The sequence below is a fragment of the Thermoactinospora rubra genome, assembly GCF_002093975.1.
Lineage (GTDB): Bacteria > Actinomycetota > Actinomycetes > Streptosporangiales > Streptosporangiaceae > Nonomuraea > Nonomuraea rubra_A.
Genome location: NZ_MSZZ01000011.1, coordinates 266,421 through 282,157, shown reverse-complemented (window position 1 = coordinate 282,157; position 15,737 = coordinate 266,421). Strand labels below are relative to the sequence as shown.

At 71.8% G+C, this 15,737-nt stretch carries 17 protein-coding genes; 8 read left to right on the top strand and 9 right to left on the bottom strand.

Annotated elements, in window-relative coordinates:
- The first annotated feature begins 53 nt into the window (after positions 1 to 53).
- A complete protein-coding gene (locus BSB02_RS21455; protein WP_143590964.1) occupies positions 54 to 701 on the top strand; it encodes a class I SAM-dependent methyltransferase in 648 nt (215 codons plus the stop codon).
- On the opposite strand, the gene BSB02_RS21450 is transcribed toward BSB02_RS21455, so the two are convergent.
- The 3 genes from BSB02_RS21450 to BSB02_RS21440 form a co-directional block, all read right to left on the bottom strand.
- The gene (locus tag BSB02_RS21450) at positions 698 to 1,477 is read right to left on the bottom strand and encodes an ion transporter (RefSeq protein ID WP_240506559.1); all 780 of its coding nucleotides are present in this window, start codon (positions 1,475 to 1,477) and stop codon (positions 698 to 700) included. The genes BSB02_RS21455 and BSB02_RS21450 overlap by 4 nt on opposite strands.
- An 84-nt stretch (positions 1,478 to 1,561) precedes the next feature.
- Positions 1,562 to 2,509: a sporulation protein gene (locus BSB02_RS21445; protein ID WP_084961070.1), complete on the bottom strand. Its 948-nt coding sequence runs from the start codon at positions 2,507 to 2,509 to the stop codon at positions 1,562 to 1,564.
- Positions 2,510 to 2,691: 182 nt separating this feature from the next.
- Complete coding sequence (locus tag BSB02_RS21440) at positions 2,692 to 3,135, bottom strand: MarR family winged helix-turn-helix transcriptional regulator (protein WP_084961068.1); 444 nt, start codon at positions 3,133 to 3,135, stop codon at positions 2,692 to 2,694.
- 78 nt (positions 3,136 to 3,213) lie between these two features.
- On the opposite strand from BSB02_RS21440, the gene BSB02_RS21435 reads away from it, so the two are divergent.
- The 5 genes from BSB02_RS21435 to BSB02_RS21415 all read left to right on the top strand — a co-directional run bounded on the left by BSB02_RS21435 (position 3,214) and on the right by BSB02_RS21415 (position 8,638).
- Positions 3,214 to 3,594: a hypothetical protein gene (locus tag BSB02_RS21435; protein ID WP_084961066.1), complete on the top strand. Its 381-nt coding sequence runs from the start codon at positions 3,214 to 3,216 to the stop codon at positions 3,592 to 3,594.
- Positions 3,595 to 3,662: 68 nt separating this feature from the next.
- On the top strand, positions 3,663 to 5,138 hold the full coding sequence (locus BSB02_RS21430; protein ID WP_084961064.1) for a pyridoxal phosphate-dependent decarboxylase family protein: 1,476 nt from the start codon (positions 3,663 to 3,665) through the stop codon (positions 5,136 to 5,138).
- Positions 5,125 to 6,378: a lysine N(6)-hydroxylase/L-ornithine N(5)-oxygenase family protein gene (locus tag BSB02_RS21425; RefSeq protein ID WP_084961063.1), complete on the top strand. Its 1,254-nt coding sequence runs from the start codon at positions 5,125 to 5,127 to the stop codon at positions 6,376 to 6,378. Before BSB02_RS21430 ends, BSB02_RS21425 begins: the two co-directional genes overlap by 14 nt.
- Positions 6,375 to 6,899 (top strand): GNAT family N-acetyltransferase, encoded by a 525-nt coding sequence (locus BSB02_RS21420; protein ID WP_084961061.1) that lies wholly within the window; start codon positions 6,375 to 6,377, stop codon positions 6,897 to 6,899. Before BSB02_RS21425 ends, BSB02_RS21420 begins: the two co-directional genes overlap by 4 nt.
- Complete coding sequence (locus tag BSB02_RS21415) at positions 6,896 to 8,638, top strand: IucA/IucC family protein (protein WP_084961059.1); 1,743 nt, start codon at positions 6,896 to 6,898, stop codon at positions 8,636 to 8,638. Before BSB02_RS21420 ends, BSB02_RS21415 begins: the two co-directional genes overlap by 4 nt.
- Here BSB02_RS21415 and BSB02_RS21410 read toward each other — a convergent pair.
- Positions 8,620 to 9,324, bottom strand: a complete 705-nt coding sequence (locus BSB02_RS21410) for a B3/B4 domain-containing protein (RefSeq protein WP_084961057.1) — start codon at positions 9,322 to 9,324, stop codon at positions 8,620 to 8,622. The two genes, BSB02_RS21415 and BSB02_RS21410, sit on opposite strands and share 19 nt — an antisense overlap.
- Positions 9,325 to 9,340: 16 nt before the next feature.
- Positions 9,341 to 10,264, bottom strand: a complete 924-nt coding sequence (locus BSB02_RS21405; protein WP_206184814.1) for an NADP-dependent oxidoreductase — start codon at positions 10,262 to 10,264, stop codon at positions 9,341 to 9,343.
- 81 nt (positions 10,265 to 10,345) lie between these two features.
- Between BSB02_RS21405 and BSB02_RS21400 the strand changes: the two genes are divergently transcribed.
- A complete protein-coding gene (locus BSB02_RS21400; RefSeq protein WP_084961180.1) occupies positions 10,346 to 11,296 on the top strand; it encodes a GlxA family transcriptional regulator in 951 nt (316 codons plus the stop codon).
- A gap of 4 nt (positions 11,297 to 11,300) precedes the next feature.
- Here the strand turns inward: BSB02_RS21400 and BSB02_RS21395 are convergent, their stop codons facing one another.
- Together BSB02_RS21395 and BSB02_RS21390 are read right to left on the bottom strand one after the other, a co-directional pair.
- Positions 11,301 to 12,020 (bottom strand): hotdog fold domain-containing protein, encoded by a 720-nt coding sequence (locus tag BSB02_RS21395; RefSeq protein ID WP_084961053.1) that lies wholly within the window; start codon positions 12,018 to 12,020, stop codon positions 11,301 to 11,303.
- Positions 12,021 to 12,098: 78 nt separating this feature from the next.
- A complete protein-coding gene (locus tag BSB02_RS21390; protein WP_240506558.1) occupies positions 12,099 to 12,659 on the bottom strand; it encodes an MmyB family transcriptional regulator in 561 nt (186 codons plus the stop codon).
- 347 nt (positions 12,660 to 13,006) lie between these two features.
- Between BSB02_RS21390 and BSB02_RS21385 the strand changes: the two genes are divergently transcribed.
- The gene (locus BSB02_RS21385) at positions 13,007 to 13,996 is read left to right on the top strand and encodes an aldo/keto reductase (protein WP_084961051.1); all 990 of its coding nucleotides are present in this window, start codon (positions 13,007 to 13,009) and stop codon (positions 13,994 to 13,996) included.
- Positions 13,997 to 14,009: 13 nt separating this feature from the next.
- Here BSB02_RS21385 and BSB02_RS21380 read toward each other — a convergent pair whose 3' ends face one another.
- Together BSB02_RS21380 and BSB02_RS21375 are read right to left on the bottom strand one after the other, a co-directional pair.
- Positions 14,010 to 14,825 carry a carbohydrate ABC transporter permease gene (locus tag BSB02_RS21380; RefSeq protein ID WP_084961049.1) on the bottom strand — a complete coding sequence of 272 codons (816 nt, stop codon included), beginning with the start codon at positions 14,823 to 14,825 and terminating at the stop codon, positions 14,010 to 14,012.
- Positions 14,822 to 15,736 carry a carbohydrate ABC transporter permease gene (locus BSB02_RS21375; protein ID WP_084961047.1) on the bottom strand — a complete coding sequence of 305 codons (915 nt, stop codon included), beginning with the start codon at positions 15,734 to 15,736 and terminating at the stop codon, positions 14,822 to 14,824. Before BSB02_RS21375 ends, BSB02_RS21380 begins: the two co-directional genes overlap by 4 nt.
- Between the last annotated feature and the right edge of the window lies 1 nt (position 15,737).

Below are 15,737 nucleotides of genomic sequence, written 5' to 3'. Positions count from 1 at the left end.
GGTGATCCCGGTCGTGGCTTTCCGATCGGGACTCGGGCGAAAGGGGAGGCTTGGTGGGCTTCACGCGGAAAATGCCGGAGATCATGCACCGGTCGTTCTTCGGAGCCGTGTCGGCGCTCGGCTCACACGCGCAGGGGGCGATCCTGCGCCGCTACTTCGACTGGTGGCATCGCCGGCCGGACCCGTGGAACCTGGCGAGCGACGCCTACGAGCAGCACAAGTACCTCACCACGATCAGCCGGCTGCCCGCCAGGCCGTACCCGAGGATCCTGGAGGTGGGCTGCAGCGAGGGCGTGTTCACCGAGCTGCTCGCCCGAACCTATCCGGAGGCGCAGATCGCCGGGGTGGACATCTCGCGCCGCGCCCTGGACCGGGCGCGCCGCCGTACCCTGCACGCGGTGGGACGGGTGCGGTTCGTCCACGCCGACATCCTCGAGCTCGGCGTGCGGGGCGGCTTCCACCTGGTGTTCTGCGCCGAGACCCTGTACTACCTGGGCAGGGACAGCCGGCTCGGGCGCGCCGCCGAGCGGCTGGGGGAGGTGCTGGTGCCCGGCGGCGTGCTCGTGCTGGTGCACCCGTGGCCGGAGGCCAGGCGGCTGCACGCCTTCGTGGACACCAGCCCGGCGGTGTGCAAGATCGACGAACACGTGGAGCCGCACGCCGTGCGCCCCTTCGCGGTCTCGCTCTACGAGGCCGCCTAGGGTCGCCTCGCCAGCAGGTCGAGCTTGGCGTTCAGCGCGGCCAGCTCCTCCCTGACCGCCTGGAGCTCGGCCTGCGTCCGCACCTCCGTCGGCGAGTCCTCCGCGTCGTTCATGGCGTTCACCACGACCGCGATGAACAGGTTGAGGGCGATGAACGTCGACATCAGGATGTAGGCGATGAAGAACACCCACGCCCAGGGCTTGTGGTCCATGACGGCCTGGGCGATGGTGCCCCAGTCGTCGCCGGTCATGATCTGGAAGAGCGTGAACAGCGAGCGCGGCAGGTCGTCGAAGCGCTCGGGCAGGATGTCGCCGAACAGCTTGGTCGAGATCACCGCGGCGATGTAGACCAGCAGGACCAGCAGGCCGAGGATGGACGCCATGCCGGGCACGGCGGTCAGCAGCGCGTGGACGACGCGGCGCATGCTCGGCACGGCCGACACCAGCCGCAGGGCCCGCAGGATGCGCAGCGCCCGCAGGATCGAGGTGGGGCCGCTCGCCGGGATCAGCGCGATCGCCACGATGACGGTGTCGAACCAGTTCCAGGGGTCCTTGAAGAACGCGCGCCCGTAGGCGTACAGGCGCACGGCGATCTCCGCCGTGAAGATCGCCAGCGCCGTGTGGTCCACGGCCACGAGCAGCCAGCCCACGCTGTCCATGAGGGCGGGACTGGTCTCGCAGCCCATGGTGACGGCGTTGACGACGATCACGCAGATCACCGCGCGCTGGACGAGGGGGGACTCCAGGAAGACGCGTACGCGCTCTCGCCTCGACAAGCTCGACAAGGGGGCCGCTCCCGAAGGTGAGGGGACAGATCGCAAAGATCATCCCAGAAGCCCCCTTGCCGCTTGATCCACTCCCTACCAGTCGCCGCCGGAGTCACCCTCGAAGGCGTCCTCGAAGACCTCCTCGACCGCCTCGGCCGCCAGGAAGCCGCCGACCATCCCGGCCGCGCCCGCCGCCGCGAGCCCGCCCAGGCCGTGCCCGCCGTGGTGCCCGCCGTGGTGCTCGTACGGCTCGGCGTGGTACGGCTCGGCGGCGTGGCCGTACTCGCTCAGGCCCGTGACCCAGCGGTCGATCTCGGCGGCCCAGTCGATGCCGAGGGCCTGCTCGTGGGTCACCTGCCACCGGCCGACGGCGTCGCCGTACCGGCCGCTGCGCTTGTCGGCCTCCAGCACGACCTGGAGGCCCGCGGGGCTCGCGAGGAAGGTCAGCTCGATCTCGTTGACGCGGCCCGCGTGCTGGGCGGGCGGGTAGAACTCGATCTCCTGGTAGAACGGCAGCTCCTGGCGCGCGCCCCGGATGTGCCCCGCCTCCAGGTCGGCCGCCTTGAGGTGGTAGCCGAGCTGGGCCAGGCCGCGCAGCACCTGGGCCTGCGAGGGCAGCGGCTCGACGGCGAGCGGGTCCAGGTCGCCCTTGTCGACGGCCTTGGCGATGGCCACCTCGGTCCGCACGCCCACGGCCATGCCGGGCAGGTGCCGCCCCTCGACCCGGCTGACCGGCGTCTCCCACGGCAGCTCGACGTGGAAGCCGACCGCCCGCTCCTCTCCCTTGCGCAGCGTCAGCGGCCCGCAGACCTGGGCGCGGAAGAACTCGCCCAGCCCGTCGGCCTCGCCGTCGCCGTACTCGAGCTCCACGCGGGCCACCAGCCCGAGCGTGATGTGCTCGATCTCGGCGTCGAAGTCGCCGCCCTTGAGCCTGACCTCGCCGGTCAGCGTCCCGCCTGGGTGGGCGACCGGTACGGCGAGCACGGTGTCCACCGAGGGGCCGCCGACGCCGAAGGCGCCCAGCATGCGTTTGAAGACCATCGTTCCTCCCTTGAGTCGGGTGCGCCCGGGGCGCACCGGCACATGGAACGATCATCGCCGTGCCGGGGTTCCTCCGGAGGGGAAGCCGGGAATCGGGCCGCCGGGGAGTCGCGGGCCCGGGATGGCCGCCGGGGGCGTCGCGGGGCGGGGCCATCGCGGGCCGGGACGGCCGCCGGGGTGCCTCAGCCGGGGCGACGGGCGGCGGCCTCGAAGAGCTTGGCGACGAGCCCGCCGAGGCTGTCCCGCTCGGCCGCCGACAGCGGGCCGAGCAGCGCCTCCTCGGCCGCCAGCAGCGCGCGGGCGGCCTCCTCGAACGCCGACTCGCCCGCCGCGGTCGGCTTGACGACGTGCTTGCGGCGGTCGGCGGCGCTGCGCTCGCGGTGGGCGTAGCCGAGCCGTTCGAGCTCGTCGACCACCGCCACCATCGTCGTGCGGTCCATGCCGGTCAGCTGGCACAGGTCCTGCTGGGACAGCGTGCCGCCGCGGATGGCCTCCAGCACCATCACGTGCCGGGGACGCATGCCGAGCGGCGCCAGCGCCTCGTCGAAGGCCGCCGCCGCCACGTGACCCACCTTGACCAGCCGGTAGCCGGTGTGGTCGGAGATGCGATCCGCCTGTGCGCGCATGCGTCCAACTGTAGGCTCCCGGAAGCTCCATCAGCTAAGCTGATATTCAGTATTACTGATTATCAGAAGGGCTGCGCAATGGAGAACGTCGTCCGCTGGACCCTGGTTCTGATCGGCCTCGTGACGGCCACGCCCGCCGTCGCGCTCGTCTCCGCCGAGGCCGGCCTGTCGGCCTACCGGCTGGCCGTGCCCGGCGACCCCATGACGCTGGCGCTGCTCCAGCATCGCGGCGTCCTGCAGGCGGCCCTGGGCGCCGCGATCGTGTGGGCCGCCTTCCGGCCCTGGGTGCGGATCCCGGTCGCCGTGACGGCGATCGCCACCAAGGGGACCTTCCTCGCCCTGGTCCTCGCGCTCGGCGGCGCGTCTCGCGCGATCACCGGCGTGGCGTTCGATGTGGTGGCGATCGCCCTGCTCGTCGCCATAGCGGTGCGCCAGGCCAGAATCATCATAGTTAGGTAAGGCTTGCCTCAAATGACCGTCAATATTAGGTTAGGCTCGCCTAACTACCGAGACTGCCGAGGACGAGCATGCCTTCTGCCGCAAGGCCGTACCTGTTCAACGACCGCACGGTGGACAGCTACCGCGACTGCCTGACCGAGGGAATCGGCCGGGTGGCCGACCGGATCGCCCGGGTCAGGGGCCCCTTCACCGGGATCGCCCCCGACCGGCTGGCCACGGAGATCGCCCGGATCGACCTCGACCGCCCGCTGCGCGACCCGCGGGCCGCCCTGGATGAGCTGGAGGAGGTGTACCTGCGGGACGCCGTCTACTTCCACCACCCCCGCTACCTGGCCCACCTCAACTGCCCCGTGGTGATCCCCGCCCTGCTGGGCGAGGCGATCCTGACGGCGGTGAACTCCTCCCTGGACACCTGGGACCAGAGCGCCGGCGCCACCCTCATCGAGCGCCGGCTCATCGAGTGGACCGCCGCCCGCCTCGGCCTGGGCCCGGCCGCCGACGGCGTCTTCACCAGCGGCGGCACCCAGTCCAACCTCCAGGCCCTGCTGCTGGCCCGCGAGGAGGCCCGCGCCGCCGAGCCGGGCAGGCTGCGCGTGCTGGCCTCCGAGGCCGCCCACTTCAGCGTCCAGAAATCCGCCAAGCTGCTGGGCCTGGACCCCGGCGCCGTCGTGGCCGTGCCCGCCGACCGGGACCGCCGCATGCGGCCCGACGCGCTGGCCTGGGAGATCGAGCGGTGCTGGCGCGAGGACGAGGTCGTCATGGCCGTGGTGGCGACGGCCGGCACGACCGACTTCGGCTCCATCGACCCGCTGCCCGAGATCGCCGACGTGTGCGCCGTCACCGGGGCGTGGCTGCACGTGGACGCCGCCTACGGCTGCGGCCTGCTGGTCTCCCCGACCCGGCGGCACCTGCTCGACGGCATCGAGCGCGCCGACTCGGTCACCGTCGACTTCCACAAGTCCTTCTTCCAGCCCGTCAGCTCCAGCGCCGTGATCGTGCGCGACGGCGCCTGCCTGCGGCACGCCACCTACCACGCCGACTACCTCAACCCCGCCACCGCCCGCGTCCCCAACCAGGTCGACAAGAGCCTGCAGACCACCCGGCGCTTCGACGCGCTCAAGCTGTGGCTGACCCTGCGCGTCATGGGCGCCGAGGCGATCGGCGAGCTGTTCGACGAGGTGGTGGACCTGGCCGGGCGCGTCTGGGAGCTGCTGGCCGGCGACCCCCGCTTCGAGGTCGCGGCCCGGTCGCAGCTGAGCACCGTGGTGTTCCGCTGGCTCCCCGCCGACCCCGACCTTGCCGACCCCGACCTCACCGACCCGGACCTCATCGACAGGGCCAACCGGCACGCCCGCCAGGCCCTGGGCGCCTCCGGCCGGGCCATGGTCGCCGGGACCAAGGTCGACGGTCGGCAGTACCTGAAGTTCACGATCCTCAACCCCGAGACCACGCTCGAAGACGTCGCCGAGGTCCTCGACCTGATCGACCGGTTCGCCACGGAGTTCGTGGGAGACGCCGTTGGAGGCACAGTTGTCCGAGTATGACTTCGTCGCCGTCGGGCTCGGCCCCTTCAACCTCGGCCTGGCCTGCCTGACCGAGCCGATCGAGGAGCTGGACGGGCTGTTCCTGGAGCGCCGCCAGGCCGTCGACTGGCATCCCGGCATGCTGCTGGAGTCGGTCACCCTGCAGACGCCGTTCCTGGCCGACCTGGTCACCCTCGCCGACCCGACCTCGCCGTACTCCTTCCTCAACTACCTGAAGGAGACCGGCCGACTCTACCCCTTCTACATCCGCGAGAGCTTCTACCCGCTGCGCCGGGAGTACGACGCCTACTGCAGGTGGGCCGCCTCCAGGCTCTCCAGCCTCCGCTTCGGCCAGGAGGTGCTGGAGGTCACCCACGACGGTGACCGCTACACCGTCCGCACCGCCACGGCCGAGTACCGGACGCGGCGGCTGGTGGTGGGCACCGGCGCCGCGCCGTACCTGCCGCCCGCCTGCCGGGACCTCGGCGGCGACTTCCTGCACAGCTCCGGCTACCTGTACGGCAAGGCCGCGCTCCAGGACAAGGAGAGCATCACGGTCGTCGGCAGCGGCCAGAGCGCCGCGGAGATCTACTACGACCTGCTGTCCGACATCGACACCCGGGGCTACCGCCTGACGTGGGTCACCAGGTCGCCGCGGTTCTTCCCGCTGGAGTACACCAAGCTCACGCTGGAGATGACCTCGCCCGACTACGTGGACTACTTCCACGCCCTGCCCGAGAACACCCGCTACCGGCTGGAGGCCGAGCAGAAGGGCCTGTTCAAGGGCATCGACACCGACCTGATCAACGCCATCTTCGACCTGCTCTACACCAAGAGCGCGGCGGGAGCCGTACCGACCAGGCTCATCACCAACGCCGAGCTGACCGGCGCCGCCTATGACGGCGGCTACACGCTGACGTTCCGCCACGTCGAGCAGGAACGGGACTTCACGCTGCGCACCGACGGCCTGGTGCTGGCCACCGGCTACCGGCACGAGGTGCCGGCCTTCCTGGAGCCGGTGCGCGACCGCATCCGCTGGGACTCGCGCGGCCGCTACGCCGTCGCCCGCAACTACAGCATCGACGTCACCGGCCGGGAGATCTTCCTGCAGAACGGCGGCACCCACACCCACAGCATCACCTCGCCGGACCTCGGCATGGGCCCCTACCGCAACTCGTGGATCATCCGCGAGCTGCTGGGCCGCGAGCACTACCCGATCGAGAAGAGCATCGCCTTCCAGGAGTTCGGAGCACCCGCATGAGATTCTCCCTGCGCCCGCTGGACCCCGACGCGGACGCCGAGCTGCTGCACGGCTGGGTGACGCACCCCAAGGCCGTGTTCTGGATGATGCAGGACGCCGACGTGGCCCGGGTGCGCGAGGTCTACCGGCAGATCGCCGCGCACCCGCACCACGACGCCTTCATCGGGCTGGCCGACGGCGTGCCCGCCTTCCTCGTGGAGCGCTACGACCCCGCCCACGTCGAGCTCAACGGGCTCTACGAGCACGAGGAGGGCGACGTGGGCATGCACTTCCTGTGCGCGCCCACCGACCGGCCGATCCACGGCTTCACCCGCGCCGTGATCGGCTGGATCGTCGAGTGGCTGTTCTCCGACCCGGCCGTGCGCCGCGTGGTGGTCGAGCCGGACGTGCGCAACGAGGCCGTGCAGGCGCTGAACGCGGCCGTCGGCTTCGAGGTCGTCGGCGTCGTCGCCAAGCCCGAGAAGCAGGCCCTGCTGAGCGTCTGCACCCGCGAGAGCTTCCGCCAGGGGGTGACGGCGTGAACCCCTGCGAGGCCGTCCGCCACCTCAACCCCGAGGCCTGGGCCGTGGCCAACCGGCGCCTGGTCCGCAAGGCGCTGGCCGAGTTCGCCCACGAGCGGCTCATCACGCCCGAGCCCGTCGGGCCGGGCTGCTACGCCGTACGCGGCGCCGGCGTGGAGTACCGCTTCGCCGCCCGCCGCATGGCCCTGGACCACTGGCACATCGACGCCGACAGCCTCACCCGCCACCCTGACGGGCCGCTGGACGCCGTGGAGCTGGTGCTGGAGCTGCGGGAGGCGCTGGGGCTGAGCGACCGGGTGCTGCCGGTGTACCTGGAGGAGATCGGCTCCACCCTGGCCGGGACCGCCTACAAGCTCACCAGGCCGCCGGTCGCCGCCACCGACGACTTCCAGGCCCTGGAGAGCGGGATGACCGAGGGGCACCCGTGCTTCGTGGCCAACAACGGGCGGCTCGGCTTCGGCATCCACGAGTACCACGCCTACGCCCCCGAGGCCGGCCGCCCGGTGCGGCTGATCTGGGTGGCGGCCCACCGCGACCACGCGCAGTTCACCTGCTCCGCCGACACCTCCTACGAGGAGCTGATCCGCTTCGAGCTGGGCGAGCGGGCGCTGGGCCGGTTCGCGGGCGTCATGACCGGCCTCGGCCTGGACCTGGCCGACTACGTGCTCATCCCGGTCCATCCCTGGCAGTGGTGGAACAAGCTCGCGGTCACCTTCGCGGGCGAGCTGGCCACCCGCCGCCTGGTCTGCCTCGGCGAAGGCGACGACGACTACCTGCCCCAGCAGTCCATCCGCACCTTCTTCAACGCCACCGACCCGGCCAAGCACTACGTCAAGACGGCCCTGTCGGTGCTCAACATGGGCTTCATGCGGGGCCTGTCGGCCGCCTACATGGAGGCGACCCCGGCCATCAACGACTGGCTGGCCGCGCTCGTCGCCGGGGACGAGGTGCTGAAGGACACGGGCCTGACGATCATCAGGGAGCGGGCCGCCGTGGGCTACCGGCACCGGCAGTACGAGGCCGCCACCGACCGCTACTCGCCCTACCGCAAGATGCTGGCCGCGCTGTGGCGGGAGAGCCCGGTGCCGGGCCTGGAGCCGGGCAGGCGGCTGGCCACCATGGCCTCGCTGCTCCACCCGGGCCTGGCCGCCGAGCTCGTCAGGGGCTCCGGGCTGCGGCCCGAGGAGTGGCTGCGCCGCTACCTGGAGGCCTACCTGCGCCCGCTGCTGCACTGCTTCTACGCCTACGAGCTGGCGTTCATGCCGCACGGCGAGAACGTCATCCTCGTGCTCGACGGCTGCGTGGTGGAGCGGGCGATCTTCAAGGACATCGCCGAGGAGATCGTGGTGATGGACCCCGACCTGCCGCTGCCGCCGCAGGTGGAGCGCATCAGGGCGAAGGTGCCCGAGGAGCTGAAGATCCTGTCGATCTTCACCGACGTGTTCGACTGCTTCCTGCGGCACCTCAGCGCCGCCCTGGTGAGCGACGGGGTGCTGGGGGAGGAGGAGTTCTGGCGTACGGTGGCCCGCTGCGTGGCCGACTACCAGGACTCGGTCCCGCACCTGGCCGACAGGTTCCGGCGGCATGACATGTTCGCCGAGGAGTTCGCGCTGTCCTGCCTCAACCGGCTCCAGCTGCGCGACAACCAGCAGATGGTGGACCTGGCCGACCCGGCGGGCGCGCTGCAGCTCGTCGGCACGCTGCGCAACCCGATAGCCCCCTACCGGCGCACCTCGTAGGAGAAACGCGGGGAGGCCGCGCTCAGCAGGGCGCTGTCGGGCTTGACCGGCCAGGCGCGGCCCAGCTCCTCGACCAGGACGCCGGTGAGCTCCGCCACGTCGTCGGCGGCCGTCTCGTGCAGCGCCTCGGCGACGATCAGCACCTCGGTCGTCGAGTCGCGGACGGCCGAGTGACCGCTCTGCCGGTTCGACCAGCGTCGCGCGTGCGCCCGGCCGCCCGCGTCCGCGAAGATCACCTCGCCCGGCTCGGGATGCTCGGTCTCGCCCGCGAAGGTGAGGTACACCTCGTCGCCGCGGGCGTGCCGTACCTCCAGGCCGCCGTCGACGCGCGTCACGTCGAAGGCCGCGATGGGGACCGCGTAGGCCAGCGAGACCGCGTTGCACAGGTCGATCAGCGGGTGGATGCGGGGCAGCGCGCCCTCCTTGCGGAAGCGCCGCAGCAGGGCCTCGGCGGCGCACCGGTACTGGGTGGGCTTGAGCCCCATCCGCGTGAAGGTCCGCCGCCAGGCCTGGATCTCGGGCAGGTCGCTTTCCGTGCCGCCGGCCAGGCGGTCGCGCGCCACGGCGGCGAACCGCTCGACCCGCTGGCCGACGTCGGCGCGGGCGTCGACGCCGACCACGAAGACCGTCCCCGCGGCCAGGGTGGGGTGCTCCGCCCAGACGGCGGGGGAGTGCTGGAAGTCCACGAGGGTGAATCTACCGTCACACGGTCAGCACGATCTTGCCCGTGGTGCGGCCGGTCTCGCCGCGCCGGTGCGCCTCGGCGGCCTCGGCCAGCGGGAACACGGCGTCCACGAGGACGCGCAGCCGCCCCGCGTCCGCCAGCGCCGCCATCTCCTTCAGCGCGCCCCAGTCGGGCTCCACCAGCATCGCCTCGGTGCGGATGCCGCGCTCGGGACGCAGGCCCGGATGGATGTCCGACAGCACGAGCGAGACCAGCACGCCGCCGTCGCGCAGCACCCGCATCGAGCGCGGGCCGTAGTCCCCGCCGATGGTGTCGATCACCGCGTCGACCCCGCCGACCGCCTCGGCGAAGTCGGTCTCCCGGTAGTCGATCAGCTCGTCGGCGCCCAGGTCCTTCACCTGGGCGTGCTTGGGCGCGCTGGCCGTGCCGATCACGTAGGCGCCGCGGGCCTTGGCGATCTGCACGGCGAGGTGGCCCACGCCTCCCGCGGCCGCGTGGACGAGCACCCGCTGGCCGGGCTCCACCCGGGCGACGTCCACGACGGCCTGCCAGGCGGTCAGCCCGGCCAGGGGCAGCGCGGCGGCCTGCACGTGGTCGAGGGTGGCGGGCTTGGGGGCGAAGGTCCTGGTGGGGGCGGTCACGTACTCGGCGTAGGCGCCGTGGTCGCGGGGGTAGCGCAGCATGCCGTACACCTCGTCGCCCGGCTTGTACAGCGCGGCGCCGGGGCCGGCCGCCTCCACGACCCCGGAGACGTCCCAGCCGAGCACGAACGGCGGCTGCCCGATCCAGCCGCCCACCTGCCTGAGCTTCCAGTCGGTCGGGTTCACCCCGGCCGCGCGGACCCGCACGAGCACCTCGGTCGGGCCCGGCTCCGGGCGGTCGATCTCCACGGTCTTGAGCACCTCGGGGCCGCCGAGGACGTCCTGGCTGATGGCGAGCATCTTCGTCATGGGAATCAGCGTGCCGTGCCCGCCCGGAGGCCCGGAAGTGGCCCGGTGGCCATCCTGTGCAAGGATCGGGTCATGCACACGATCGCGGTACTGGCCCTGGACGGCGTCATCCCCTTCGAGCTCGGCATCCCGGCGCGGATCTTCGCCGCCGCCGGCGGGTCCCGCTACCAGGTGATCACGTGCTCGCTCGACGGCCGGCCGGTGCGCAGCGACGCCGACTTCTCCATCGCCGTGGAGCACGACGCCTCGGCGCTGGCCGCGGCCGACACCGTCGTGCTGCCGCCCTCGGAGGACCACGCCGGCGTCACCGCCCCCGAGCACCTGCCCGCGGGGGTGCGCGAGGCGCTGGCCTCGGTACGGCCCGGCACCCGCATCGTGTCGATCTGCATCGCCTCGTTCGTGCTGGCCGCCGCGGGGATGCTCGACGGCCGCCGGGCCACCACCCACTGGCTGCAGGCCGACCGCTTCCGCCGGTCCTTCCCCCGCGTACGGCTGGAGCCGGAGGTGCTGTTCGTCGAGGACGGCGACATCCTCACCGCGGCGGGCGGCGCCGCCGGGGTGGACGCCTGCCTGCACCTCATCCGGCGCGACCACGGCAGCGCGGTGGCCAACCAGGCGGCGCGCAAGTGCGTGGTGCCGCCCTGGCGCGACGGCGGCCAGGCGCAGTACATCGAGCGTCCGATCCCCGAGCCCGGCACCGAGGGCACCGCGCCCACCCGGGCATGGGCGCTGGAGCGCCTTCACGAGCCGCTCCAGCTCGACGACCTGGCCGCCCACGCCGGGATGAGCCGGCGCACCTTCACCAGGCGCTTCCGCGCCGAGGTGGGCATGAGCCCGGGCCAGTGGCTGATCCGGCAGCGGGTCGAGCTGGCCCGCCACCTGCTGGAGAGCAGCGACCTGAGCGTCGACCGGATCGCCGCCCGGGCGGGGTTCGGCACCGCCGCCTCGCTGCGGCTGCACATGCGCACCATGTGCGGGGTGTCGCCGCACGCCTACCGCAGGACCTTCCGCCAGGCCGCCTAGATCATTACTGTCCGACGGCGATCCAGGTGGCGCGGGCGGCGGCGACCAGCGTGCCGTCCGGCTCGTACACCGCCGAGGCGGCGAACAGCTTGCGCCGCTCGACGCCCCGGTGCCGAGCGGTCACCACATACGTCCGGCCGGGGAAGACCGGCCGGCGCACGCGGCCGGTCAGCCTGCCCAGCAGCGCCACGTCGCCGGGACGCAGGTGCACCCAGGCCGACACGCAGTCCAGCGCGCCCCACACCTGGCTCAGCGGCAGGGGCGCCGCCGCGTGCCCGGCCGGGACGGCGGGCACGTGCCAGGGAGCGGCGAAGACGCCCGGCGTGCTCGTGGGGCCGGGGTGGATGCGCAACCCGTCGCCCTCCTCGCGGAAGCCGCAGACGAAGCACCGGGGGAAGGGGTGGCCGTCCAGGCCGGGGAAGGCCGCTCCCGCCTCGGCGGCCCGCTCCAGTGGCACGAAAGGCGCAGGCTCGGGTTCCTGGGGCACGGGGACGGCCTCGGCCAGCACCTGCTCGCCGAGGCGGAAGGTCACCCCGGCGGCCGTGCGCTCCACCCGCACGGCCGTCTCCAGCGGCGTCGGCGCCCGCAGCGTCACCTCCACCGCGCCCGCGCCGGGCAGGAAACCCGCGGCCAGGCCGCTGATCCACCCTCCGTTGGCGATCTCCGGCGGGCCGCAGAAACGTTCGGGCACGCGGAACTCCTGGACGGTCGTCGTCCCGGTCATGGCTCTCCTCGGCGATCCGTAGGCGTATCGGACACCCAGCCTGCGCCCACGTCCTTGCACGGCGCTTTCACGACCGGGTCAGGTGTCCGGGGTGCGTGCCTGGGCTCCTTCCCGGGCCTGTCCGGCCTGTTCGGCCTGTTCGGTCTGTTCGAGCGTGGAGGCCCAGCTGGCGAGGAGGGTGAGCCTGTCGTGGTCCGGGGTGCCGGGGTCGGCGCCGAGGGCGGTGAAGGTCAGGCCGGGGTCGGCGGGCAGGGGCATGGCCTCGTAGGCGAGGCTGAGGTGGCCGACGACGGGATGGCGGAAGGTCTTGGTGCCGGTGTGGTGCAGGCGGACGTCGTGCGCGGCCCACAGGGCGCGGAATGCCTCGCTGCGGGTGGCGAGCTCGCCGACCAGGTCGGTCAGGGCCCGGTCGTAGGGGTCGCGCCCTGCTTCGGTGCGCAGCAGGGCCACGGTGACGTGGGCGGAGTCCTCCCAGTCGGGGTAGAAGTCGCGGGCGCGGGGGTTGAGGAAGCGGAAGCGGGCGAGGTTGACCGGCCGGACCGGATCGTCGAAGACCGGCGCGTACAGCGCCCGGCCGAGCCGGTTGGCGGCGACGATGTCCAGGCGCCCGTTGCGGACGAAGGCGGCCGCGTCGGTCATGGAGTCCAGCAGGCGCTGGATGCCGGGCCGTACCCGCTGCTGGGCGGGGCGGCGGCGGACGCGGGGGCCGGAGTTCGCGGCGCAGCCCGGGGACGCGCCGGTTGCCGCCGTAGGCGGGCAGGCCGGCCTGCTGCGGGGTGATCCTGGCTCGCCGCGAGACCAGGAACTCGCGAACCTCGCTGCGGTTGTCCATGTCGTCCCAGGGTAAGCCGGTTCCTCGTGCTGTGGGGTGTTCTGTCGGTACGTGGAACAGCAGGAACTCCCTGACGCCGTCTCATCGGCGGTTTGCTGGCCGGTGCCGGGACGGCCGGCGAAAGACCAGGGCTTTCCGCGCGAAGGAGATGACGGTGGACAAGCGAACCCTCGGACGTGGCCTCGAGGTCTCGGCGATCGGCCTGGGCTGCATGGGCATGAGCCAGAGCTACGGCCCCAACCCGGGCGGCCGGCAGGAGATGATCGCGCTGATCCGGGCGGCGGTGGAGCGTGGCGTCACGTTCTTCGACACCGCCGAGGTCTACGGGCCGTTCCACAACGAGGAGCTGGTCGGCGAGGCCCTCGCCCCCATGCGCGAGCAGGTCGTGATCGCCACCAAGTTCGGGTTCGCGTTCGACGCCGAGGGCCGTCGGATCGGGCTGTCCAGCCGGCCCGAGCACATCCGGCGGGCCGCCGACGGCTCGCTGCGGCGGCTCGGCGTCGAGGTGATCGACCTGTACTACCAGCACCGCGTCGACCCCGATGTGCCGATCGAGGAGGTCGCCGGAGCGGTCAAGGAGCTCATCCAGGCGGGCAAGGTCCGGCACTTCGGCATGTCCGAGGCGGCCGCCGGCACCATCCGCCGCGCCCACGCCGTCCAGCCCGTGACCGCCGTGCAGAGCGAGTACTCCCTGTGGTGGCGCAGGCCCGAGCAGGAGGTCCTCCCCGCCCTGGCGGAGCTCGGCATCGGCTTCGTCCCCTTCAGCCCGCTCGGCAAGGGATTCCTCACCGGCAAGGTCGGCACGTCCACCACCTTCGACGGCTCCGACATCCGCGCGAGCATCCCGCGCTTCACCCCCGAGGCACGCGAGGCCAACCAGGCCCTCGTCGACCTCCTCGCCGCCGTCGCCCGGCGCAAGGGCGCCACCCCCGCCCAGATCGCCCTGGCCTGGCTGCTGGCCCGGCAACCCTGGATCGTGCCGATTCCTGGCACCCGCCGGCTGGAGCGCCTGGAGGAGAACCTCGCCGCCGCCCGGGTCGAGCTCACCGCCGGCGACCTCGCCGACATCGAGGCCGCCACCGCCGAGCTCGACATCCAGGGCGCCCGCTACCCGGAGCACCTCGAACGCATGACCGGCCTGTGACCCGCCCGCGCGCCTATTTGCCGCCGGTCGTCGCGATGCCCCGCACGAAGTGCTTCTGGCCCAGGAAGAACAGCACGACCATCGGCACGGTGGCGATCACGCTGGCGGTCATGACGATCTCCCAGTGCCACTCGCCGCCGAAGCCGTAGGCGTCCAGCAGCGATTTCAGCCCGCGCGGCACCGTGAAGGTGGAGGAGTCGCGCAGGTAGACGAGCGGGCGCATGAGGTCGGTCCAGGCGGCCTGGAACTCGAACAGCCAGGTGACCACGATCGCCGGGCGGCACAGCGGCAGCGCGATGCGCCAGAAGATCGTCCAGTTGCCCGCCCCGTCGATCCTCGCGGCCTCGAACGGGTCGCGCGGCAGCGACAGGAAGAACTGCCGCAGCAGGAAGATGTAGAAGGCGCTGCCGAACAGGTTCTGCGCCCACAGCGGCGTCAGCGTGCCGACCATGCCGAGGGAGTTCCAGATGAGGAACGTCGGGATCATGGTGACCGCGCCGGGCAGCATCATGGTCGCCAGCAGCACGCCGAACAGCACGTTGCGCCCGGGGAAGCGGAAGTAGGCGAACCCCCAGGCCACCATCGCGCTGCTGATGGTCACCGTCACGGCCGCCATGACGGTCACGAACGCGGTGTTGGCCATCCACAGCGCCATCGGCGCCTCCTGCCACACCTTGACGTAGTTGTCGAGGGTGAAGGTCTCCGGGATCAGCTTGTGGTCGAACACCTCGCCGCGCGGCTTGAAGGAGGCGCTCAGCAGCCACACGAAGGGATAGACGAAGGCGACGGACAGCAGCGTGAGCGCCGCCCACACAAGGATCCTCTTCACGGCCGCTCCCCCTCGTAGTAGACGTACCGCCTGGTGAGCAGCACCTGGACGGCCGTGATGATCATGATCACGACGAACAGCAGCCAGGCCATGGCCGAGGCGTAGCCCATGTGGAGGAACTGGAAGGCCTGCTGGAACAGGTAGATCACGTAGAAGAGAGCGGCGTCGTTGCTGTAGGTGGTGTTGCCCGCGCCGAAGAAGGCCGTGTAGGCCTCGGTGAAGGACTGCAGGGCGTTGATGCTGTCCACGATGAACAGGAAGAACAGCGTCGGGCTGATCATGGGCACGGTGATGCGCAGCGTGCGCCGCCACCATCCGGCCCCGTCGACCATCGCCGAGTCGTACAGCTCCTGCGGTACGGCACGCAGCGCGGCCAGGATGATGATGACCGAGGCCCCGACCGTCCACAGGTGCATCAGCACCAGGCCCGGCTTGACCCAGTCGGGGTCCGTCGTCCAGGCGGGCCCCTGGATGCCGAACAGCCCCAGCACGGTGTTGATGAGCCCGTTCTGCCCGTTGAACAGCATCAGCAGCAGGATGCCCACGGCGACGGGCGGGGTCATCTTGGGCAGGAAGAAGGCCGTGCGGAAGAAGCCGGTGGCCCGCGCGGCGGCGTTGAGCAGCAGCGCGAGCCCCAGCGAGACGACCAGCTGGGTGGGCACCGACATCGCGGCGAAGATCAGCGTGTTGCGGAACGCCAGCCCGGCCTTCGGGTCCTCGAACATCTGCCGGTAGTTGTCGAGGCCCACGAAGGCCGGGTCGTTGATCACGTCGTAGTCGGTCAGCGACAGGTAGCCGCTGTAGACCACGGGCCAGAACGTGAAGATCAGGAACCCGGCGATCCACGGGCTGATGAACAGCAGCGCCGCCCGCGTCTCGGCGCGCCGGCCGCTTCGTGTCAGGCCGCGCATG